Source organism: Methanoregula sp. (assembly GCF_035543475.1).
Taxonomy (GTDB): domain Archaea; phylum Halobacteriota; class Methanomicrobia; order Methanomicrobiales; family Methanospirillaceae; genus Methanoregula.
The window spans coordinates 137,267-158,623 of the sequence record NZ_DATKKA010000023.1; the positions used below are offsets into that span (position 1 = coordinate 137,267).

22 protein-coding genes are annotated in these 21,357 nt (G+C 55.3%); 14 read left to right on the top strand and 8 right to left on the bottom strand.

All coding sequences use genetic code 11. From position 1 onward, the window contains the following. Positions 1-71 precede the first annotated feature (71 nt). Positions 72-1,049 (top strand): DNA repair and recombination protein RadA, encoded by a 978-nt coding sequence (gene radA / locus VMS83_RS08180; protein WP_325411662.1) that lies wholly within the window; start codon positions 72-74, stop codon positions 1,047-1,049. Further along, positions 1,043-1,741: a phosphoglycolate phosphatase gene (locus tag VMS83_RS08185; protein ID WP_325411664.1), complete on the top strand. Its 699-nt coding sequence runs from the start codon at positions 1,043-1,045 to the stop codon at positions 1,739-1,741. The genes radA and VMS83_RS08185 overlap by 7 nt, the downstream gene beginning before the upstream one ends. On the opposite strand, the gene VMS83_RS08190 is transcribed toward VMS83_RS08185, so the two are convergent. Beyond that, positions 1,723-1,977, bottom strand: a complete 255-nt coding sequence (locus tag VMS83_RS08190; RefSeq protein WP_325411666.1) for a PRC-barrel domain-containing protein — start codon at positions 1,975-1,977, stop codon at positions 1,723-1,725. The genes VMS83_RS08185 and VMS83_RS08190 overlap by 19 nt on opposite strands. A gap of 124 nt (positions 1,978-2,101) precedes the next feature. After that, a complete protein-coding gene (locus VMS83_RS08195) occupies positions 2,102-2,980 on the bottom strand; it encodes a CBS domain-containing protein (RefSeq protein WP_325411668.1) in 879 nt (292 codons plus the stop codon). Between the two features lie 45 nt (positions 2,981-3,025). Here VMS83_RS08195 and VMS83_RS08200 point away from each other — a divergent pair, with 45 nt between their 5' ends. Continuing rightward, positions 3,026-4,018, top strand: coding sequence for an NOG1 family protein (locus VMS83_RS08200; protein ID WP_325411670.1), 993 nt, complete (start codon positions 3,026-3,028; stop codon positions 4,016-4,018). On the opposite strand, the gene VMS83_RS08205 is transcribed toward VMS83_RS08200, so the two are convergent. Further along, complete coding sequence (locus tag VMS83_RS08205; RefSeq protein WP_325411672.1) at positions 3,959-4,939, bottom strand: presenilin family intramembrane aspartyl protease PSH; 981 nt, start codon at positions 4,937-4,939, stop codon at positions 3,959-3,961. The genes VMS83_RS08200 and VMS83_RS08205 overlap by 60 nt on opposite strands. A gap of 66 nt (positions 4,940-5,005) precedes the next feature. Here VMS83_RS08205 and VMS83_RS08210 point away from each other — a divergent pair, with 66 nt between their 5' ends. The 3 genes from VMS83_RS08210 to VMS83_RS08220 all read left to right on the top strand — a co-directional run bounded on the left by VMS83_RS08210 (position 5,006) and on the right by VMS83_RS08220 (position 8,468). After that, positions 5,006-5,320, top strand: coding sequence for a hypothetical protein (locus VMS83_RS08210; RefSeq protein ID WP_325411674.1), 315 nt, complete (start codon positions 5,006-5,008; stop codon positions 5,318-5,320). Positions 5,321-5,365: 45 nt separating this feature from the next. Beyond that, on the top strand, positions 5,366-6,367 hold the full coding sequence (gene fen / locus VMS83_RS08215; RefSeq protein ID WP_325411676.1) for a flap endonuclease-1: 1,002 nt from the start codon (positions 5,366-5,368) through the stop codon (positions 6,365-6,367). A 124-nt stretch (positions 6,368-6,491) separates the two neighbouring features. Continuing rightward, the gene (locus tag VMS83_RS08220) at positions 6,492-8,468 is read left to right on the top strand and encodes a PAS domain S-box protein (protein WP_325411678.1); all 1,977 of its coding nucleotides are present in this window, start codon (positions 6,492-6,494) and stop codon (positions 8,466-8,468) included. Positions 8,469-8,905: 437 nt separating this feature from the next. On the opposite strand, the gene VMS83_RS08225 is transcribed toward VMS83_RS08220, so the two are convergent. After that, on the bottom strand, positions 8,906-9,451 hold the full coding sequence (locus tag VMS83_RS08225) for a protease inhibitor I42 family protein (RefSeq protein ID WP_325411679.1): 546 nt from the start codon (positions 9,449-9,451) through the stop codon (positions 8,906-8,908). 144 nt (positions 9,452-9,595) lie between these two features. Here VMS83_RS08225 and VMS83_RS08230 point away from each other — a divergent pair, with 144 nt between their 5' ends. Further along, positions 9,596-10,534, top strand: coding sequence for a cation transporter (locus VMS83_RS08230; protein WP_325411681.1), 939 nt, complete (start codon positions 9,596-9,598; stop codon positions 10,532-10,534). A 118-nt stretch (positions 10,535-10,652) separates the two neighbouring features. After that, positions 10,653-12,953, top strand: coding sequence for a PAS domain S-box protein (locus VMS83_RS08235; RefSeq protein WP_325411683.1), 2,301 nt, complete (start codon positions 10,653-10,655; stop codon positions 12,951-12,953). A 51-nt stretch (positions 12,954-13,004) separates the two neighbouring features. Here the strand turns inward: VMS83_RS08235 and VMS83_RS08240 are convergent, their stop codons facing one another. Then, positions 13,005-13,946, bottom strand: a complete 942-nt coding sequence (locus tag VMS83_RS08240) for an ABC transporter substrate-binding protein (protein WP_325411685.1) — start codon at positions 13,944-13,946, stop codon at positions 13,005-13,007. Between the two features lie 3 nt (positions 13,947-13,949). After that, positions 13,950-14,438, bottom strand: a complete 489-nt coding sequence (locus VMS83_RS08245; protein WP_325411687.1) for a helix-turn-helix domain-containing protein — start codon at positions 14,436-14,438, stop codon at positions 13,950-13,952. A gap of 103 nt (positions 14,439-14,541) precedes the next feature. Here VMS83_RS08245 and VMS83_RS08250 point away from each other — a divergent pair, with 103 nt between their 5' ends. Genes VMS83_RS08250 through comE form a run of 5 tightly spaced genes read left to right on the top strand, consistent with a single transcriptional unit; the run spans position 14,542 to position 19,070 of the window. Then, positions 14,542-15,354 carry an ATP-binding cassette domain-containing protein gene (locus tag VMS83_RS08250; protein WP_325411690.1) on the top strand — a complete coding sequence of 271 codons (813 nt, stop codon included), beginning with the start codon at positions 14,542-14,544 and terminating at the stop codon, positions 15,352-15,354. Further along, positions 15,351-16,058, top strand: a complete 708-nt coding sequence (locus VMS83_RS08255; RefSeq protein ID WP_325411692.1) for a GTP-binding protein — start codon at positions 15,351-15,353, stop codon at positions 16,056-16,058. The genes VMS83_RS08250 and VMS83_RS08255 overlap by 4 nt, the downstream gene beginning before the upstream one ends. Before the next feature lie 4 nt (positions 16,059-16,062). Further along, complete coding sequence (locus tag VMS83_RS08260) at positions 16,063-16,680, top strand: (Fe-S)-binding protein (RefSeq protein ID WP_325411694.1); 618 nt, start codon at positions 16,063-16,065, stop codon at positions 16,678-16,680. Positions 16,681-16,687: 7 nt separating this feature from the next. Then, positions 16,688-17,962, top strand: coding sequence for a cysteate synthase (locus VMS83_RS08265; RefSeq protein WP_325411696.1), 1,275 nt, complete (start codon positions 16,688-16,690; stop codon positions 17,960-17,962). Then, positions 17,955-19,070, top strand: a complete 1,116-nt coding sequence (gene comE / locus VMS83_RS08270) for a sulfopyruvate decarboxylase subunit beta (RefSeq protein WP_325411698.1) — start codon at positions 17,955-17,957, stop codon at positions 19,068-19,070. Before VMS83_RS08265 ends, comE begins: the two co-directional genes overlap by 8 nt. A gap of 60 nt (positions 19,071-19,130) precedes the next feature. Here the strand turns inward: comE and VMS83_RS08275 are convergent, their stop codons facing one another. Together VMS83_RS08275 and nadA are read right to left on the bottom strand one after the other, a co-directional pair. Beyond that, a complete protein-coding gene (locus VMS83_RS08275; protein WP_325411700.1) occupies positions 19,131-19,994 on the bottom strand; it encodes a methanogenesis marker 8 protein in 864 nt (287 codons plus the stop codon). 131 nt (positions 19,995-20,125) lie between these two features. After that, complete coding sequence (gene nadA, locus VMS83_RS08280; protein WP_325411702.1) at positions 20,126-21,037, bottom strand: quinolinate synthase NadA; 912 nt, start codon at positions 21,035-21,037, stop codon at positions 20,126-20,128. A gap of 124 nt (positions 21,038-21,161) precedes the next feature. Between nadA and VMS83_RS08285 the strand changes: the two genes are divergently transcribed. Next, entirely contained in the window at positions 21,162-21,356 is a 195-nt protein-coding gene (locus VMS83_RS08285; protein WP_325411704.1) for a MoaD/ThiS family protein, read from the top strand. Position 21,357: the final 1 nt, after the last annotated feature.

Genomic DNA, 21,357 nt, shown 5'->3' on the forward strand with positions numbered 1-21,357 from the left:
ACCCCCCGCATGGCCACGGGTTATATGGAGAGAATTAAAATGGTGTTGTGCCATAGGAGATGTAGCAAGAAATGGCTGACAAAGCGTTGGAGATAGAAGATTTACCCGGTGTCGGGCCAAGTACGGCTGACAAGCTTCGCGAAGCAGGATACCTTTCCGTTGAGAGCATTGCAACTGCCTCACCTGCTGAACTTTCCGAGATCACGGAGATCTCGGAGTCCACGGCAAAAAAGATCATCAAGGCGGCCCGCGAATCCGCAGATATCGGCGGTTTTAAGACCGGAAAAGACATTTTCGAGCAGAGAAAGGATATCAGGAAACTCTCCTTCAGGGTCCCTGAACTCGACACGCTCCTGGGCGGGGGTCTGGAAACCCAGGCCATCACCGAGATGTATGGTGAGTTTGGTTCCGGTAAAAGCCAGATCGTCCACCAGATGGCAGTCAATGTCCAGCTGCCCGAGGACCAGGGAGGCCTCAACGGCAGCGTGATCTATATCGATACCGAGAACACCTTCCGCCCCGAGCGTATCGAGCAGATGGTAGCGGGCCTTGGTATCGATGGCATTCCGGACACCCAGGAGTTCCTGGACAATATCCATATCGCCCGGGCGCACACGTCCGATCACCAGATGCTCCTCGTAGAGAACTCCCGGGACCTTGCAACCGAGCTCAAGTCAACCAAGAAGCCGGTCAAGCTCTTCATCATCGATTCGCTCACCGCCCACTTCCGGTCCGAGTACGCCGGGCGGGGAACTCTTGCCGCACGGCAGCAGAAACTCAACCGGCACATGCACGATCTCTTCAAGCTCATCGATGAGCACAATGCGGTTGGCCTCGTAACCAACCAGGTCATGTCCAACCCTGCAGTATTCTTCGGTGATCCGACAAAACCCATCGGCGGCAATATCGTGGGCCACACGGCCACCTTCCGGATCTACCTGCGGAAGAGCAAGGCCGGCAAGCGTATCGCACGTCTCGTGGACAGCCCCAACATGCCCGAGGGCGAGGCACCATTCATGGTAGAAGAGGCGGGACTCAAGCCGTGTTAAAAGCGCTCCTGACCGATGTTGACGGGACCATAACAGACCCGACCCGCAGGATTGACCTGGGGGCGATCGAGTCTATCCGCTCGCTTGTAGATGACGGGATCGAAGTCGTCCTGGCGAGTGGGAATACTTCCTGTTTTATGGATGCCCTCTGTAAAACGATTGGCACGAGGGGGACGTTTATCGCGGAGAACGGGGGGGTGTACCGGATCGGGTACACCGGATCCCTCCATGTTGATGGCGATCAGGGAGTTTGCCGCACTGCCCTTGAAACACTCCAGACCTACTACCGGAAGAAAGGGATCGAACTGGATCTCTATAATCCCACGTACCGGTTCGCGGACCTTGCATTTGCCCGGACCGTACCGGCAGAAGAAGTGATGCAGGTGCTTGCCGGCCAACCGGTACAGGTGATCGACACCGGCTTTGCCATCCATCTCCAGTCCGAAGGCATCAGCAAAGGGACTGCCCTTCGAGCCCTGGCAGGCGATATGGGGCTCTCCCCTACAGACTTTTTTGCAATCGGTGACGGGATCAACGATGCCCGGATGCTTGAATGGGCCGGCCTTGGCATAACCATCGCCAATGCCCACCCGGCAACGAAAAGAGTTGCCGCCGACGTGATGGAAGAGGCGTACGGGAATGGCTTTGTCCAAGCCGTAAAAAAGTATAGGTCTTACCTGCGGGCCAGGTAACGGTCAACAACGATATAGTCCTTGATGTCTTTTACCGACTCAAAGGGAACGACCAGCAGGTTGCCCTCTTCAAGATTGTATCCCTCGGTGACAAAGGACTGATCCGGGTGGATGATCAGGTCAAGGACCTGTCCGGAATCGAAGTCAACCCTGAGGTTTTTGAGCGTCCCAACAAGCTTGCCGTCGTTACTCATAACCTTTTTTCGCGAAAGGCTGCGGGCAAATGTACGAGTCATAAAAAAAATGACGATGTATTAATATATAAAGTGTTCTGAAATAGCAGGGTATAACAGGCTCTTTTGAGAAATTAATCCGATTTTTTCGCTCTTTCCTATGCGCGGTCCCCGGGCAGGGATATAATCAGAGGGAGGGGAAGACCCGGATAATATCGGACTGGGTAAGGATCCCTACCGGCTTCCCGTCCTCGGTCACCACCAGCCGCCCGATCTCGCGTTCCTTGAAGCGCCGGATCACATCGAAGAGCTTGATATCCGATGGCGCCTGGACCACGTCATGCGTCATCACCGAGGGAAGGGGCGTATCCAGGGACAAGCCCATGTCAAGAGCCTTTGCGATATCGCTCATCGTCACGATCCCGGCAAGACGATCTCCTTCAAGAACCGGGGCACCATGGATACGGTATTTGTGAAAAAGGGCAACGGCATCCTTAATGGTATGAGACGTGGTGAGGGCCTTAAGGGGGGTGCTCATATAGGCCTTGATCGGCTGTTTGGGGAGGGAGAGCATCTCCGATGTGGCAATAAGAAGCGCCTGCTTTGCCTCATCTTTCCCGAAAACCTCACCACGGATCAGGAGCTTGTTTACCGGGGTGGGGCCAATCGTGATCTTGTCCCCTATCTCGAAGATCTTCGCGCTGCCCACGAGCTTAATAACCGCGTGGCAGATATCCGGGTGACAGAGTGTAGTAAAATCGATCTCCTGGACATGTGCCCCTGATACCCTCTCGCCATCGCGGCTGATCGGGACGTCGTAGTCCCCTTCAGACACGTTCAGGTTGAGCTCCTGGTAGGCAAGCTGGGTGGGGATGTACCCCCCTTTGGGTCCGGGAACCCCGTCCACAAGACCGATCGCTTTTAATGACTGCATCTGGTTCCTGACAGTGCCCGGGTTCCGCAGGATCATTTCCGCAATCTCCTCGCCCTTGATGGAGTGGGATTTCTGGTGGTAAAGGGTGATGAGGGTAATGAGGATATCCTTCTGGATCAGGGACAGCTCCATAACGATAAGACGTATCACGCTCTATGAATATATAGGTTGGAGTTTGTGGAATTCGAACGGATGCCTACGGTGCCCACTGCTGATGAGATCCTTGATCGGAGCTTCAGGCGTGCAGCAAAGAAGAGAAAAGAGAAGCTCAACAAGGACCGGGCAAACGAGGAGTTTGTGAGGGCCGTCGGTGCGGCAATCCACGACCGGCTGGTCTACATTATCCGGGGATTCCCCGAGTTTGAAAAGATCCCGTCCTTTTACCGGGAGATGGCCGATATTCTGTACGGGGTGGATAAGATCAAGCAGTCCCTTGGGGCAGTCGGGTGGGCGGCCAAGCACACGAAGATGGTAGGTCACCAGATTGCAGTGCAGACCAGAAAAGCCACCGATACCATGGTGTACCGGAAGCGGGCGGTGGCCCGCCTTGCCTCCATGGTCCACCAGATCGACAAGGACCTCATTTTCTTAAACGAGGTGAGAAACACCCTGCGGAAACTGCCCCACATAGAAGACGCCTTTACGGTCGTAATCGCGGGCTACCCCAACGTTGGCAAATCCTCGTTTATCCGGCTTGTCTCCTCGGCAACACCGGAAATCGCGTCCTACCCATTCACGACAAAGGGTGTGATTGTCGGGCTCCGCGAGGAAGGCCGGGTCCGCATCCAATTCGTGGATACGCCCGGTATCCTTGACCGTCCCGCAGAGGAAAGAAACCCCATCGAGAGGCAGGCGCTCTCGGCGATGATGAACGTGGCAAGCGTGATCCTCTTCATTCTCGACCCGTCGGAGCACTGCGGGTACCCGATGGAGGTGCAGCTGCGCCTTCTGGATGAGGTACAGGGTATGGTAAAAGTTCCGGTGATCGTTGTGGCAAACAAGTCCGACATTATGGTTGCGGACGGTTACCGCGCCATGTCAACGGAAACAAGGGATGGGGTTGATGAGGTGCTCGCCGAACTCCTCTCCCACCGCAAGGCTTGGGAAGACTCACGCAAAGCCGATGAGTGCCCAGCCGATGATAAACCCGAGGATAGTTCCGCCGTTTAACGGGGGCAGGCCAGCCTGCGGCTTCCCTGACATCACAAAGTAGAGCAGGACAACAAGGCCGCAAATCGAGCCGACGATCGCCCCGAGCACCGGAAGATTGAGGATCCCGAAATATTTTGTCCCGTGGGTGAAGATCCCGGCGGAAACGACGAGGATCGATGGCATGATGAAGTCACCCATACCGATGATGAACGCGGAGCGTTCCCCACCCTCCGATATCTTCCCGATCCCCTCTTTAATAAACGAGTAGTCGCGCTTTTTCGGGATCACAAAGAGGATCGGCGTTTTTAAGTCCATGACTCCCTCGGCAAGGGTAATCATGTGCTTGGTCTTGTACACCGAGATTGCATCGTAGACCGCGAGGATCAAAAGCAGCAGTACGACCGGCAGGATGTCCAGCGACGCCCCAAAGATCGCGGATACACCGGCGGCAAGGAGAATTCCCAACAGGTCAATCACGTACCATTCGGGATATTTGTACAGCAGCAGGGTTGCGAAGGTGGCAAGGATAAGGACAAGGGCCGTTGCCACAATCGTACTTGCAGTGGTCGAATAGACAAGGACCGCCGGCACCAGATCCTCCCACCAGGCACCGGTTCCTGCGGCCGTCACGTTCATGGCGCCATAGACAAGAGCCGCAAAGACAAAACAGAATGTAAAAAAGATCGAGAGCCCGATGATGGCAGCGATCAATTTTTTCAACGCGTATTTTATCAGGATCAAAATAACGATGGTAAAACCCAGGATCATCGCAAGGAAGATGAACGGGTTTGCCACGGACTCGGGGTCCTGGAACGCAACAAGGCCCGCAGACTGGACCGGGGCGGCAAGCAGGAGAGCGCCGAGTTCGACCACAATAAGGAAGATCGGCATCACGAGGAGGGGCAGGGCATCTTTGAGCCGGGCAAATGTCGTGTCCATAATAGTTCTGTACTCCGCGAAAGAGGATAGTTAGCTTAATGATGTGCGCTCTCATCATCTAAAAGCATGGACATTCCCGAGTATCTCCCTGACATCCTGCTCACTGCAGTCATGGTTATCTCGACTCTCTTTCTTATCCTGCGGTTCTGGCAGGACCTCACCATTGCCGTAGCTGCTGCCCTTATGATGCTCTCGCTGGGCGGCCTGTTTTTGTCCCTCCAGATCAAGGTACGGAACCTCGAAAAGAGCGTGATCACCCGGGAGCGGATGCTGCGCACGAACCTTGAAGAGATCTCCACCCACATGAACGAAAAATATGACAAGACCACCGGCAGGCTCGAGGAGCTTGTCGGCGAGCTCTCAAAGCGGGCCTATAAATAAGAGCCCGACGGGCTCACACGATGGCGCGAAAACAGAGGGACGGATATGGGTGTCGCACTCCGGGATATCATTGCAGATTACAAGACGCCGGTTACCTGGGAAAACCTTTCCGGGGTGGCAGCGGTCGATGCAAACAACGCCCTCTACCAGTTCCTGACTATCATCCGGCAGCCTGACGGGACGCCTTTGATGGACCATCACGGGAGGGTGACATCGCACCTCTCGGGAATCCTCTTCCGGATGGTCAATTTCCTGGAAAAAGGGATAAAGCCGGTCTTTGTTTTCGATGGAAAACCCTCGAATCTCAAGGATGCAACCATCGCCATCCGCCGGAAGAGCCGGGAGGTGGCCGGGGAAAAGTGGAAAGAGGCTATCGAACGGGGCGATGAGGAGGAAGCGTATAAGCAGGCGCGGTCTTCGAGCAGGGTGGACGAGACGATCATTTCCACGTCAAAAGAACTGCTCGACCTGATGGGAATTCCCTGGGTTCAGGCAGCCGGGGAAGGAGAGGCACAGGCAGCCTTCATGGTACAGCGGGGCGATGCCCGGTATGCGGTCTCGCAGGATTATGACACGCTTCTTTTTGGTGCACCCACGCTCGTGCGTAACCTCACCGTGAGCGGGAAGCGAAAGATCCGGGGCCGCGTGATCTCCGTCAACCCGGAACGGGTGGTCCTTACCGAGGTGCTTACCGGCCTTCACCTCACCCGGGAGCAGCTGGTCCAGGTGGGGATCCTTGTCGGCACGGACTTCAACACAGGTGCCGATGGTGTGGGAGCAAAGACCGGTCTCAAGATCGTGCAGAAAGGTGAATTTGAGGCGAAGCTTGCAGAGAAATGCCCCGGTTTTGACCCGGAGCCGGTCATGGAACTGTTCCTGCGCCCTCCGGTGACAACCGGATATACGCTTGCTTGGGGTCACCCGGATCCTGAGGGGATACAGCGGATGCTCTGTGACGGGTACGATTTTGCCCGTGACCGGGTGGATGCTGCACTCGAACGGTATACCGTCAAATCCGGGCAGAAAACACTCGAGAGCTTCTTTTAAAGCAATTGTTCCGGGAAGGGCCGGTAAATGCCGTTGTCCCTCTTGTATCTGAATCCGGGACTTTTTTGCCCGCATTTTCTTATTTGCGTATTTATTTATAGAATAAATCCAGATAACGATTTCAATGATCCCCGGTGCTGCAAAATCCCTTCTGTCCGTCCTGTACGTGGATGATGAGCCCGGCCTGCTCGAAATCGGGAAACTGTTCCTTGAAGACAATGAGGATGTTCATGTCGATACCGAAACATCAGCCCGTGCAGCGCTTACCACACTGGAGAAAAGCACCTACGATGTGATCATATCCGATTACCAGATGCCGGAGATGGACGGCCTTGCGTTCCTGAGGGAGGTACGGGTACAGTTTCCTGACATCCCCTTTATCCTCTTCACCGGCCGGGGACGGGAGGAGGTGGTCATCGAGGCGATCAACAATGGAGCTGATTTCTACCTCCAGAAAGGAGGAGAGCCGACGTCACAGTTCTCCGAGCTCGCCCACAAGATTCGCCAGGCGGTTCGCAGGAGAAAAGCGGAACTGGCCCTTGCGGAAAGCCGGGATTATCTCAACCTTATCTTCTCCTCGGTCAAGGCCGGGATCCTCGTGATAGACGCTGCGACCCACCTGATCACGGATATTAACCCGGCCGCTTCTGCTCTGATCGGTCTTCCCCGGGAGCAGATTATCGGGAAAGAGTGCCACCGGTATGTCTGCCCGGCGGAAGCGGGGAAATGCCCGATCACAGATCTCGGGCAAACGGTGGATAATTCCGAGAAGATCCTGATCACAGCAGAGGGAAAGAACGTGCCGATCATCAAGTACGTTACCCCTGTGACAATCTCCGGCAAACCCTCCCTTCTCGAGACCTTCATCGATAATACGCAGCGGAAGCAGGCCGAGCAGGAACTCCGGAAGGCCTATGGCGAGCTCAAGCGGAACCAGGAAGAGATCCAGGCGGCATACGCGGAACTAGCCGCAAACGAGCAGATCCTGATGCATGATTATGCCGCCCTGGTAGAGAGCGAGCGCAGTCTGAGGGAGAACGAGGAGAAATTCCGCGGCGTATTTAATAATGCCAACGATGCCGTCTACATCCATCTCCAGAACGAGAACGGCCCGGGAAAGTTCCTGGAGGTCAACGATTTTGCCTGCAGCCTGCTCGGGTATTCCCGGGAAGAACTCCTGAAAATGAGCGTTGTGGATATCCTTTCACCGGCGCACCTTCGTGAGGTGCCCCGGATCAGCAAAACGATCTCAGAAGAGGGCTACTTCTCTTTTTATGCCGAGTTTATACGGAAGGATACCTCAACGTTTCCGGTAGAAGTAAACACCCATGTCTACCGGTTCTCAGGCCGGGAAGTAGTTCTCGCAATCGCCCGGGATATGACGGAGCGCAAACGTGCCGAGCAGTCTGTCGCTCTGGCGGGCAGGAAGCTGCATATGATGACCGAAATTACCCGGCACGAGATCACCAACATCATCACCGGGCTTGTCGGCCTTGTGGATATGGCATACGGCATGCCGGCAGGTGAGGGTCGCGACCAGCTGAACCGGGAGATAAAGGGCCTTGCCCTTGCCATCCAGAAACAGATGGAGTTTACCCGGGAGTACGAAGAGATCGGGGTCAAAGAGCCCCGCTGGCAGGACGTGCGCAGGATGATTCCGTCGTTTTCCCGGCCTGATATCGTGACCTCACCCTCTCTTGATGCTCTCGAAATCTATGCTGATCCACTGGTGGCGAAGATCTTCACTTATCTTGCCGAGAATGTGATCCGCCATGGCGGGCATGCAACGACCATCAGGATTGGGACAGAGCGCCATGAGCCTGGCCTGAAGATCGTTTTTGCTGATAACGGGGTGGGCGTTCCCAAAGAGATGAAGACATCGATTTTCGAGCGGAAAATCGGGGAGAAAAAAGGTATGGGCCTGTTCCTGGTGCGGGAGATCCTTGCGATCACCGGGATTACGATCTCAGAGACCGGGACGCCCGGGGAGGGTGCCCGGTTCGAGATTCAGGTGCCGGAGGGAGGGTTCCGGTACCGGAAGAACGGGAACGCCGTGCCGGCCGAGGGTGAAGTGCCGGCGGGTGTGCCGGGGAGATCCTGAAGGGGGATCGTGCCAAAAAAAAATCACAGGCCCCCCTACCCCCCCATGGGGGTCTCTGCAAAAAAATAACCGGGACCCGCTTTACTCAGCATAAAGCGGGAGTCCCTTTGCTTATTCCAGTTTCTGAACCTGTGTTTCCACTGAAGTGTCAGACGAGAGGGGATCGGGGGTCCCCCTTCCCTCAATGCTAAGTGGGACCCCCTTCATATGATCATAAGGGGGAGTCCCTTTCACCATTCGCGGATCGAAAGGACCCCCACTCCCCCATGGGGTCCCTGCAAAAAAATAACCGGGACCCGTTTTACTCAGCATGAGCGGGAGTCCCTTTACTTATTCCAGTTTCTGAACCTGTGTTTCCCCTGAAAGTTCGGGCGGGAAGGTATCAGGGGAAAGACCGTAAAAAAAGGAGTGAGGTAAAGAGAGGGGGCTTCCCCCGGCTACGTGGGGGTTGCTACGATCACCAGGCTGAAGGAATCGGCAGCAGATGATACACCCTCCCATGGGCGTATGTACACTGCCTTGAAGGTGTAGGTTCCCACCGTGTCCGGGGCGAGGATCCACTCATGGTAACCTCCGGCTCCGATCAGGGAGGTGTTGGGTGGATAGTAGATATCAGAGATTACTGCAAGACCTTTTGAGGGGGTCGCATTCCAGGTATACCCGGTTGTCGGGTTCTCGTTGAGCCTGACCAGTACCCGGTCACTGGCCGGAATGGTCAGGATATCTCCGTTCGAAGAGCTGTTCACAAAGATGGTCGTGACAGAATTCATGGAAGGCGATGGTACAGGTGTCATGGCTGTTGCCGGGGTGGTCATCACTGCTGTTGCGGTCACCGCCGGCATGCCTGAAGGTAGTGTAGTCTCTGGCGGTACCGTAGGGGAAGGAGTAGTCGTGGAGGATGCGGCTTGTGTGCACCCGGCAAGGATTATGGCTGCAACAATGAGTGCGCAGCACAGTGCTCCGGTAATAAGGGATGTTCTCATTCTTCTCACCTGTTAAATAAACTCATTATTGCGGGAATTTTAATAAATCTGGCGATAACTACGATTTATTTTGCAGTCAACCGACGGGTAATTTACAAATCGAATTCTCTTTTAGCCTCACGTGTATTACATATCCGGGATCATATGGATCTCTCTTTTGGGCCTGGCAGGGAGGTGGCCGGATCCTCCGTCTCTAGAGAAAGGACTGTAGTAATCAGCCTTCTTTGCGACATTGGACTCTGGCTCCCGGAAATTCTGGCCGTCGTCCTTACCGGCTCGGTCACGCTCTTTGCCGATGTGATGAAATGCGGCAATGAGATTCTTGCCACAATCTTTGCACTTGTCATTCTTATAAAGATGAAAAAAGGGGGAGCCTTCACCTACGATTACGGGATGGGTAAATTTGAGACATTTACCCGGAGCGCCACCGGGATCGTGATGCTGGTCTCCCTTATTATCATCTTCTTTACCGCGTTTCACCGGATCTTTGTTCCTGAGACGCTCCAGCCCGCCGGTGCGTTTATCGCCGTCCCCATGATGATAATCTCGGCCATCATCGATACCTACCTCTGGCAAAAGAACTACCGGATCTCCCGGGTCGAACCCTCGCCTATCATGGAAGCCCAGTGGCGACTCCGGCGAGCCAAGTCCTTTGCCGATGTTGCGGTCCTTCTCTCCCTGGTCCTCTCGTTTGCCCTGATTGGCTATTCCTGGGCCACATATATTGATCCTTTTGTCTCCTTTGTCATTATCGGGTTCCTTCTTATTGCAGGGTTCCGCGAGATCTCCTCCTCCATTCCCGATCTCTTCGACAAGACCCTCGAAGAGGAGCTCCAGATCGTGATCTTACAGGAACTCTCTGCATTCTTTCACGAATACAATGGGTTTTACGGGGTCCGCTCGAGACGCTCCGGCAGCAAGATCTATATTGATATCTTCCTGGGATTCGACCCCGGACTGAAAATGGGAGCAGTCCAGGACACCAGCGACAGGCTCAAATTCTCCCTTGAAGGCAAAATCCCCGGAAGCATAGTGTCCATTGTTCCTACCAGCGAGAGATCTTTGCCGGATGGTCACCCATGATTTTTCTCTCCTGTTATTGATCTGTCATCACCGCTCCGGAAAACAACCCGATTCTGATCGAAGGGAAATTGTTTAATAACGTACACGACAACCCGATCGTATCGAGTGTGTACTTCCCGTGATCCGTGTCCTTTCCATTGACGATGAACCTGCCCTGCTCGATCTCACCCGGTTGTATCTCGAGCGGACCGGTGAGTTCAGCGTCAATGTCGTTCTCTCCCCAGAGGAAGCACTCAGCCTTCTCGCAGATCATCACTACGATGCCATTATCTCCGATTATCAGATGCCGGGAATGGATGGCATCGCCTTTTTACAGGAGCTCCGGCAGTCGGGAAATACCACCCCTTTTATCATTTTTACCGGGAAAGGCCGGGAAGAGGTAGTGATTGAGGCTATCAACAGCGGTGCTGACTCCTATCTCCAGAAAGGTGGCAATCCACGGGCACAGTTTGCCGAACTTGCCGAGAAGCTCCGCCAGATAGTCCGGAGATCGCGTGCTGAAAATGCACTCCGGGAAGCCGAGGCACGGTACCGTGCCATCTTCCAGAATGCATCTGATATCATCCGGATTCTTGACCGGAACGGGAGGATCACCTATGATTCCCCGTCATCCTTGAAGATCCTCGGCTATCCTCCCGGATCGCTGATAGGAAAGGATCCGATGGACTATATCCATCCGGAGGATCAGGATCGCATCAAATCCGATCTGGCCACCGTTTATGAGAAGAAAAATGACCACATCCCTTCTGAATTCCGTATACGCAGGGCAGATGGCAGTTATTTGTGGGTTGAATCTGTCGCTGCCAACCTGACCGGTGTTGAGGGAGTAGATGGCGTGGTGGTTACCACCCGGCCGATCGCTGAGCGGAAGGAAGCAGAAGAACAGCTGAAAAGGAAGCACGAAGAACTCTCCGCTGCCTTCGAACAGCTGACCGCGACCGAGGAAGAGCTGCGCCAGAACTATAATGAGCTTGCTGCAAGTGAACACCGGCGAGCCGAGTCAGAACATATGATTCGGACTTCGGAGGCGTTCCTGAAATGCGTTATCTCGGATGTCCGGGAGGGCATCATTGCCTTTGACACCTCCCTGCGTATCACGCTCTGGAACCCGTTCATGGAAGAGCTTACCGGTATTGCGTCGGGAGATGTGGTGGGAAAGGATCTGCAGATGTGTTTTCCTTCCCTCAAAAAAACAGATATCCCCCTCACGATTGAACGCGCACTGGGGGGGGAGACGGTGGAAACCTCCGATGTCCAGATCCTGCTGAGTGTGAAAAAGAAAAACACGATTTGGGTACGGGGTATTGCCACCCCTCTCAAGGGGCATGACGGGACTATACAAGGGGTCATCGGGGTTGTTCAGGATATTACCGCACGCAAAGATGCCGAGCTTGCGTTGCTCTCGACAACCCGGGAGCTCCACGAAAGTGAGGAGAAATACCGGAATGTCTTTGAAGCGAAAAACGATCCCCTTATCCTTGCCGATATGGAGACCCGGGCCATCCTTGACATGAACCAGGCAGCAGCTGAACTGTACGGGTATTCGCGGGAAGAGATGCTCCGGATGGTTCTCCTCGATCTTTCCTCCGAACCGGAGAAAACAAAGGAGGCCCTTGAGCGCCGGGTTCCCCGTGTAGCCCTGCGGTACCACCGGAAAAAAGACGGGACCGTATTTCCTGCGGACATTGCACTTGCCTATTTTACCCTTAAGGGCCGGTCGGCTCTGATCCTTTCGATCCGGGACCTGACCGGCGTCCAGCAGATCGGGGATGCCCTTCGCATCGCGAACGTGAAACTGAATCTCTTAATCGGCGTGACGCGGCATGATGTTCTCAATTCGCTCACGGTGCTCCTTGCCTACAACGGGTTTCTCCGGGAACGGGAAAACGATGAGACCACCCGCGAACTTCTCGAAAAAGAGCAGAAGGCCCTGCTCGCTATCCGCGGCCAGATCGAATTTACCCGTGCCTATGATGATCTTGGCATCAAATCGCCGCTCTGGCAGCATGTCGGAAATACAGCAGCCCGGGCGTTTGCCCAGTTTATCAATACCATCTCCTTTACCTGTGAAACCGGCGATCTTGAGATCTACGCAGATCCGATGCTTGAGAAAGTCTTCTACAACCTTTTTGATAATGCATTCAGGTACGGGGAAGGGGTAACGAAGATCCGGCTCTACGGTGCAATGGACGGAACAGATCTTCTTCTCTCTTTTGAGGACAACGGGATCGGTGTCATGGACAATGAGAAAGCGCGGATCTTCTCCCGGGGCATTGGAAAAAACACGGGGCTTGGCCTCTTCCTGACGCGGGAGATCCTCGCCATCACCCGTATTGGGATAACTGAGACCGGGGAGTACCGGAAAGGGGCCCGCTTCACCATGCGGGTGCCCCGGGGTGCTTACCGGCTGATGAAATAGTCCTCCCGCCCAATCGCGAAAGAATATCCTCGCGGAGGGTATACGTTTCCGCTATCCGCCTGAGATTCCGGCAGTGTAATGGTGTGGCTCTGTATGGAGGGTTTCGATCAGGGATCGCTCGAAGCATTCCTTCTCCCCGATCAGGCGGGACGTGTAACCGAGTGCATGGAGCGTTTCTGCAAATTTCATCGTGGATGCAATATATTCCGGCGGAAGTGCAGCACAGTATTTGGGCGAGATGCGATATGTATCGAGGACAAATGATGCGTCTACCATCCCTGTCGTTTCTGCCACAATCCGGGCACATGCATTTGGATCTTTCCGGATCCATTCACAGGCAGCTTCATGGGCGGTAAGGAACCGGGTAATCAGGTCGCGTTTTTCGAGCATCTTCCTCATCACCACAATCCCGTAACTCGGGTTAAATGGCCAGAGGCGATGAGGCGGTACTACCAGCCGTGCGTTTCCGTAACGCCCGGCAGTCGTTGCAAGCGCCGGTGTCCCGGCAGCAGCCGCGATCTCCCCGTTGACGAGCGCATCGGAAAGGAAGTCCGCCCAGGGATAATTGCGCACCGCTATATCCGTTCTTTTGTTTTCTGAAAGGAGATTATTGACTATCACGTCGTGAATGGATCCCTTCGGGGGAGTTCCGATGGTCTTACCGGATAACTGAGAAAGGAACTCAGCCATGTCGTTGCACGCATCAAGGGTCCGGATCGTGTTCCCTGCGATCATCACCGTTCCTTCAATGTGCCCTCCTGCGATGCAGGCAAGTTCCAGTCCCCGGTCGATCCCGATGATAACCGGCGGAAGGCCGATGTACCCCAGGTCCAGCCTGCCCTCCTGCATTGCGCCGATAATATCCGGGCCCGAAGGAAAGAGGGTCCAGGTGGCCTTGATATCCTGATCTGCAAGCAGGCTGGATCCCCGGAGCAGGAATGCAGTATGGTACAGGGTGGAGAGGTGGCCGATCCTGATAGTGTCCCGGGACATTGTTTACCCAACCTTCTTGAGTACCGCACCGATCGCCTCGTCCACGCAGGAAAGTTCGGGACGGAGCATACCGACAGGTACATCCACGATCTTCTCAACAATCGAAGCAAGAATCGGGGCGCAGATGATCCCTGATGCCCCATCCTTTTCCGCCCGGGCTGCAGCAACGATGCACTCATCGAGGGAATGGGCGGAATACCCCTTAATGGAAAATGTGTTCCCCCCGGATTCCACTTCACGTGTGGTAACGGAGTCAAGCAGAAATTTTGCGGCGATCACCGCAATAAACCGGTGCCGCTCCGGTTCGAGAACAGAAACAATTTTTTTCACCGTGGAGAACCGGGGATCCCGTTCTCCCAAAGTTATCTTATAGAGTGTCGAGACCGGGATACCGGTCTGTTCAGCGAGATCCTTCACGGTCATGTTCTTACGCTCCAGCTCGTCGCTGAGCGCCGTGATAAAATCGGCCTCAAAGATTCTTTTTGAGAACATATTATCCTTTATGTCATATTTCAAAGATTATAATTATTACTATAAGGCTAATTATTTTAAAAAATTGGAAAACTATTTGAATAATCCCGCTGATGATCCTGCGATGTACAGCGATCAGGAGTACGAACTGACCATCCTTCCGGGAACAACCCGTGACGGAAAAAAGGAAGGGTTTGACCGGATCGTGATCCGCCCCGGGGATACCCTTTCTATTGTAGGGCCTACCGGTTCAGGAAAATCCGCATTCATCAATGATATCGAAATACTGGCACAGGAGGATACGGTGACGGGCAGGAGAATCCTTGTCAACGGCGGGGAACCCTCGGAAGAGATCGTGCGCGATCCGGCAAGAAAGCCCATCGCCCTCATTACCCAGAATACCCGGGTTCTTGCTGATCTGACCGTTACACAGTTCCTCTCTCTCCATCTTAAGGCACGAAATACCGGTACTGATGCCATGATCTCCTGTACCATTGAGCTTGCAAACGAATTTACCGGGGAGAAGATTGACGGATCGATGCGGATGACCGGACTCTCCGGAGGCCAGACCCGGTCGCTCCTGATCGCTGATGCCATCCTGATTGGACAGACACCGATCCTGCTTCTCGACGAAGTGGAGAACGCCGGTATCAACAAGGAACGGGTCATTACCTGCCTGCGGGAATACAGAAAAGCAGTAATTTTTGTTACCCATGACCCCTATATCGCGCTTATCACCGATCGAAGAATCGTTATGAAGAATGGTGCTGTTTTTGCGGTGCTCGAACCCGATGGCTCTGAAGGTGAGATAATTGGCACCGTATCCGGCATGGACTCTTTCCTGTGGCAGCTCCGGGAGAAGATCCGCAGCGGTGATCTCGTGGGAAACCGCAAAGGCATCCGGTCTGCTCCTAAAAAGACCGGTATTCCCGCATGAAACTCCTGATTGTTGCCGGTCCACCGAGTGCCGGCAAGACTGCGGTCATCCGCCAGATCATCAAAAAATTTGTCCATTCGGATAAACCCGCATATCTTAAAATCGATGTTGTCAGGGCATTCGAGGATGAAGAACTGCGGGATGAATTCAATATCCCGGTACGAAAAGTCTATTCAGGCGATCTCTGTCCTGATCATATGGGCATCATGGTGTTAAAGGATGCCATCGCCTGGGCAGAGAAAATTGGCGCCGGAATGCTCATCGTGGAGAGTGCCGGGCTCTGTCTCCGGTGCACTCCCTACATCACTCAGGCGTTTGGTATCGCTGTCCTTCCTGCAGTTTCCGGAAGTAATGCGCCTCTCAAGATGGCACCTCTGATCTCTCTTGCCGACGCCGCGGTAGTAACCAAGACCGACCTGATCTCGCAGGCGGAAAAAGAGGTGTTCCGGGAGTGTATCCGGGGGGTGGTCCCGAAGATCGATATCATTGAGACCAATGCAGTGCAGGGCACGGGTCTCCGGTACCTGTTCCAGGCCATCACGAAATACCCTGCTGTGGAGGATCCGGAGACCATTATGCTGCGGGGCACCCCGCCACTCGGCGTCTGTACCATCTGTATTGGCAAAAAGGAGATCGGATGGCAGCATCATTTTGGCGTCATACGTCCGCTTGAAGAGGCTGACAACATTTACCGGGGAGACTGAATCTATGGTATGGACCCCCCCGGGAAAGAACTGCGGATCCTGCGGTCTCCCTTCTTGTGACGAGTTTACTCATGCCGTCAGTACCGGTACGAAAAATCAGGCCGATTGTCCCTTCTCTACCGGGGATCAGCCTGCACAATCCACCGGCAGGGCCCGCTATTCCGGGACGGACGTGACAGGAGCGCAGTATGATTTCGTGATCCACGCGTTCCCCGGGGAGCCCTCGGCCCGCAAGTTCATCGTACCGTTTCGGGCAGACCTGGTGGAAAAATGGGATATCCGGCCCGGGGCACTTGTTACCGGCCGTCCTGCCGGCCCTGGTTGTCCGGTATACCATGTTCTCCGTGTGCTCTCTGCAAACCCCGTAACAGGGGTTCTGGAATGCCACACCGTCGGCCCTCTGGCAGCAAGGAGAGAGAAAACGGTTGATGTACAGGCATACCATGTTCACGCGTTCGAAGGGATTGCGGAAACCATCCATCGCCCTCCCACCCTGGGTCTCCGGCAGCGTTTTCTCCCGGGTTACTGTATGATGGACCTTTCCCACACTGCGGTTGTCAACATGGTCTTAAAGAAAACAGACGGCATCCATGTCAGAGTTGAGGATATCCGAATCCAGTGAATGTTCTATGATCCCTAAATACCGTATCCGATGCGTCGGCGGGGGTGAACCCGTTTCCGATATGACCTCCCTGTCCTGCCCCGCCGGCCATAATTCCCTGCTGCGCACCGAATACAGCAGCCGCAGACTCAAGCTGGCTCCTCACAGCGGGATATTCCGGTACCTCTGCTGGCTACCGGTGACCCATCCGCTGCTTCCTTCGGGAGGGCCGGTGACGTTCACCAATAAAGATCTGTCCCAGGAGATGGGTCTTTCCCATCTGTCAATCTCGTTTTCCGGGTACTCTCCCGAGCATCACGCCACCCTTACCACCGGATCATTCAAGGAACTTGAGGCCCTGCCTACGCTGGAACGGCTCTGGGAGCTGGGGAAGAAAATACCCGTGATCGCCTCAGCAGGAAATACCGGGCGTGCCTTTGCCGGTCTTTCCGCGCAGTACAAAAAACCGGTGGTAGTGGTGGTACCACGGGACGCTGTCCCGCGACTCTGGACAACGACACCCGCACAGGATGTCTTCCTTGTAGCGGTTGACGGCGATTATACCGATGCCATTACCGTAAGCGCTGCTCTTGCAGCAGTTCCCGGGTGCGTACCCGAGGGCGGTGCAAAAAATGTTGCCCGCAGGGACGGGATGGGTACGGTGATGCTCGATGCAGCGGTAACCCTGGGCAGGATTCCCGATCATTATTTCCAGGCAGTCGGGAGCGGGACGGGAGCCATTGCTGCATGGGAGGCAGCGATCCGGCTCATCATGGATGGAAGGTACGGAACGAATCTCCCGCGTCTCCACCTTGCCCAGAATAAACCCTTTACCCCTCTAGTCTCCGCGTGGCAGCAGCGCCGCCGCACCATCGATCCGGAGATTGATATGCCGGATGCGTCCAATGCCATACAGGCAGTTATGTCCCCGGTTCTTACCAACCGGAGTCCCCCGTACGGCATTGCAGGGGGACTCTTTGATGCTCTCTGTGCAACGGACGGGCGCATGTATGGGGTATCGAACGAGGAGGGAAAAACAGCAATGCAGCTCATCCGGGATACCACGGGGATCGATGCAGATCCGGCAGCTGCAGTCGCCACTGCGGCCCTCATGCGGGCAACAGAGACGGGAGCGGTCGGCCCTGACGATCATATCCTCCTGAACATCACGGGAGGGGGGTGTGAACGGATCCGGGAGGATTATACACTCTATCCCCTTGAAGTGTCCGCAATGGTTGCCGCAGGGGAACCTTTGGATGAGACAGGGGCAGAGCTCAGGAGATGGGTGGAACAGTATGGATGAAATCCAGATCATCGGGGAGCTCAAACGGCAGGGAATCGATCTTGTCAGCTCGATCCCCTGCGACCGGGCCAGGGGTCTTTTTTTTCTGCTGCCGGACCATTTCCGGCACATCGGCCTGACCCGGGAGGAGGATGGTGTGGGCATATCTGCGGGGGCCTATCTTGCCGGTGCCCGCCCGGCACTGGCCATCCAGAGCTCGGGAATCGGGAACATGCTCAATGCCATCCTCTCCCTCACGGTAACCTTCGGTCTCCCGCTCCCGATCCTTGCGAGCTGGCGGGGGTGCGAAGGGGAGAAGATCCCGGCCCAGATCCCGTTCAACCGTCCGCTTCCAAGCATCCTTTCAGCAGCAGGAATTGCCTGTACGGAAGTTTCCGGGCCCGGTGCAGCCCATGAGATCGGGGAAGCGGTTGCAGCGGCATACCGGGACCGGGCACCCCATGTCATCCTCCTGCGGCCGGAATGCTTTGCTGAAGCCGGGGGCAGTATCCCCGCTGCGGCAGGATCCCCCCGGCCGTTTTCCCTCAACTACAGCCGGAACTGGCGCTCACCGGTCATGACGCGGTACGATGCGATCCGGGCCATCGCCGGGTGTGTGAAGGATGAGATCCTGGTCTCAAATATTGGTGTCCCGTCAAAGGAGCTCTACGCAGCAGGGGATCGTCCGGAAAATTTCTACATGCTGGGAAGTTACACCCAGACATCGGCGATCGGCCTTGGTATTGCGAGTGCCCGGCCGGACAAAAAAGTGATTGTGATCGATGGCGACGGAAGCCTTCTTGGATCAGCGATTCTGCCCGTTATTGCAGCGACGGGACCGGGAAATCTTACGATAGTATGCCTTGACAATGGTGTCTTTGGCAGTACCGGAAACCAGCCCCGGCCCGGGCAGGATAGTGCAGACCTTGCCCTTATGGCGCTCGGGGCGGGGTTTGAGCATGCTTCAACCGTACACGAAGCCCAGGAACTCGAAGCTGCGCTTGCCGCAGGAAAAAGTGACGGGCCGGCATTTATCCACGCCCGCATCCGTCCGGGCAACAGCGATGTGCCCAACATCCCCCTGACACCCGCCCAGATCCGGGACCGGTTCATGGCAGCGTTATCCTGACCATGTAACTGAAAAAGAACAGGGTGGATCTCCCCTTCCACAGGAATATCTTTGGGACCTTTACAAAAGGGGATCCGGGAGCTCTGGGCCATAGACCGGCAGTTTTGAACCGGAAACCAGCACCGGCCGGTCTGAACGGGCGATCTTGTCGAGAATGAGCTGCTTGCCCTGTTGTGTCAGGGCAAAGACCGGGACGGCGGTTCCTGCTTGGAGAAGTGCACGGGCCCCGGCGACCTGCCAGATCCATTTCGAAGCGCAGGCCGTTACAATATCGGCGACACCGACAATCCGTTCGGCATCGGCTTCCGTAATCCCGCTCATGTGAACGCCGAAAATAAAAGCATCCGGGAACTGTTCGCGGATTGCCTGTGCGGTTCCTGCTGAAGCCACCGTAACTGCCACCCGGGTAAAGCCCCGTTCATATGCCCGTGCAACGCCGAGTACCGGGTCTATGGTGGCCCTCACCCGGTCAAGGACAATTCCCCCGTTCTCCTCGATCCGATCCATCTCTTCGGTGAGTGGCGAGGTGCTCACGAGTCCTGACATCCTGCCCCCGATGCCCTGTACCATCTCCGGCGTTGTTACAATCACCGTTCCCGCACCATCACAGGCAAGCACCGCGGCATCCATGCTCCCGGTGAGAATGCCGGAGCTGATCAGTTCCGAAGCGCCAAAGCCGACAAAATCAACGGTCCCGAGTACCTTCCGGTGGGGTTGGCACATCCCCCACGAATCCATCCGGTGTTCGATGTTTGCCTTCACAGCGTCCTGGGTAATATCCTCTACGGGCCGGGCAAATTTTTTCGCAAGCGGGCACTGGCGGAGCTTTGAGACCGATACTTCAGCAACATTCCCGTTTTTGATAATTATTCTCGATCGGCCGATTGCTTCGATCACATGAATGTCTTCATCATTGCTCGTCACAGGTTATTCCTCCCTATTTCTCCTCCTGACAAAGGTTGATCCTTTACGATCCTTCCCGATCAGGACTGGTATTTCCTGTGTGGATCTTATGCGTGGACGTGTAATAATGCCGTGCCCTGCGGCAGGATCGTTTAAGGAACCGCCAGCATGCGTTCGATAGCCCGGCGGGCCCGGCCTGCGATCTCTTCCGGCACAACGATCCCCGGTTGGTGGGAGATGAGTGCATCGCGGACATGGACAAGGGCGGTCTTTTTCATGTTCACGCAGACTGCCTTTTCCGAGAGCGGGTAGCAGCGCTTGCCCGGGCACTCCTTTTCGAGCCGGTGCAGGATACCGATCTCTGTTCCTATGATGAATTCATTGCCGGGCGCATTCCTGATATGCCGGACAATCCCTGAAGTGCTTGCAACATGATCTGCCCTATCGATGACCCCGGGCCTGCACTCCGGGTGGACGAGCACGACTGCATCCGGGTGCAGCTCTTTTGCGCGGGTCACATCGGCAGGCGTGTAACGGTCGTGGACAAGACAGAACCCTTCCCAGGGCAGCACGGTCTTTTTAGTAAAGCGCGCCACGTACTGCCCCAGGTTTTTATCCGGTACAAAGATGACGGTGTCCTCCCGGACCGCATTCACCACGTCGATCGCATTTGCCGAAGTACAGCAGATGTCGCTTTCCGCTTTGACATCAGCAGTTGTATTCACGTAGCAGACAACTGCCGCATCAGGATGGCGGGAACGGGCGAACCGGAGTTCTTCTGCACGTACCATGCCCGCCATGGGACAACAGGCATCCGTGACAGGCAGGAGCACGGTCTTTTCCGGGGCGAGGATGGCAGCGGTTTCTGCCATGAAATCGACCCCGCAGAAGACGATGGTATCACTGTCCAGGGCTGCTGCGGCGCGGGCAAGCTCCAGCGAATCACCGGTGAGATCCGCAATATCCTGCACCTCGGGACGCTGGTAATTATGCGCGAGGATGATCGCGTTTCTCTTCTTCTTGAGCCGCAGGATCTCCTCCTGAAGCGTGGCTGTGTCCTGCATCGGTAAACTCACATGCGGTTGTATCCTAGTAGTGTGTTTTGGGGCATCAAAAAGTCGCTGGCAGGATACCCTGGCTGTACCGGGATGTTTATGCACCGGGCATTCCTATCTTCTTCCGGCGACCATGAGAGTGATTCTGCCGGATCAGGGTATACGGATGGTTAAAAACGATCCCGGCACGGTTGCGGCGCTCCTGCACGAGCTCGGGATCAATCCCCTTGAGGTGATGGTGGCGAGAAACGGTACCCTCGTCCCTGAGCAGGCAACACTCCGCGGAACTGACGAGATCCGGATCATCCGGATCGCGCACGGAGGATAGG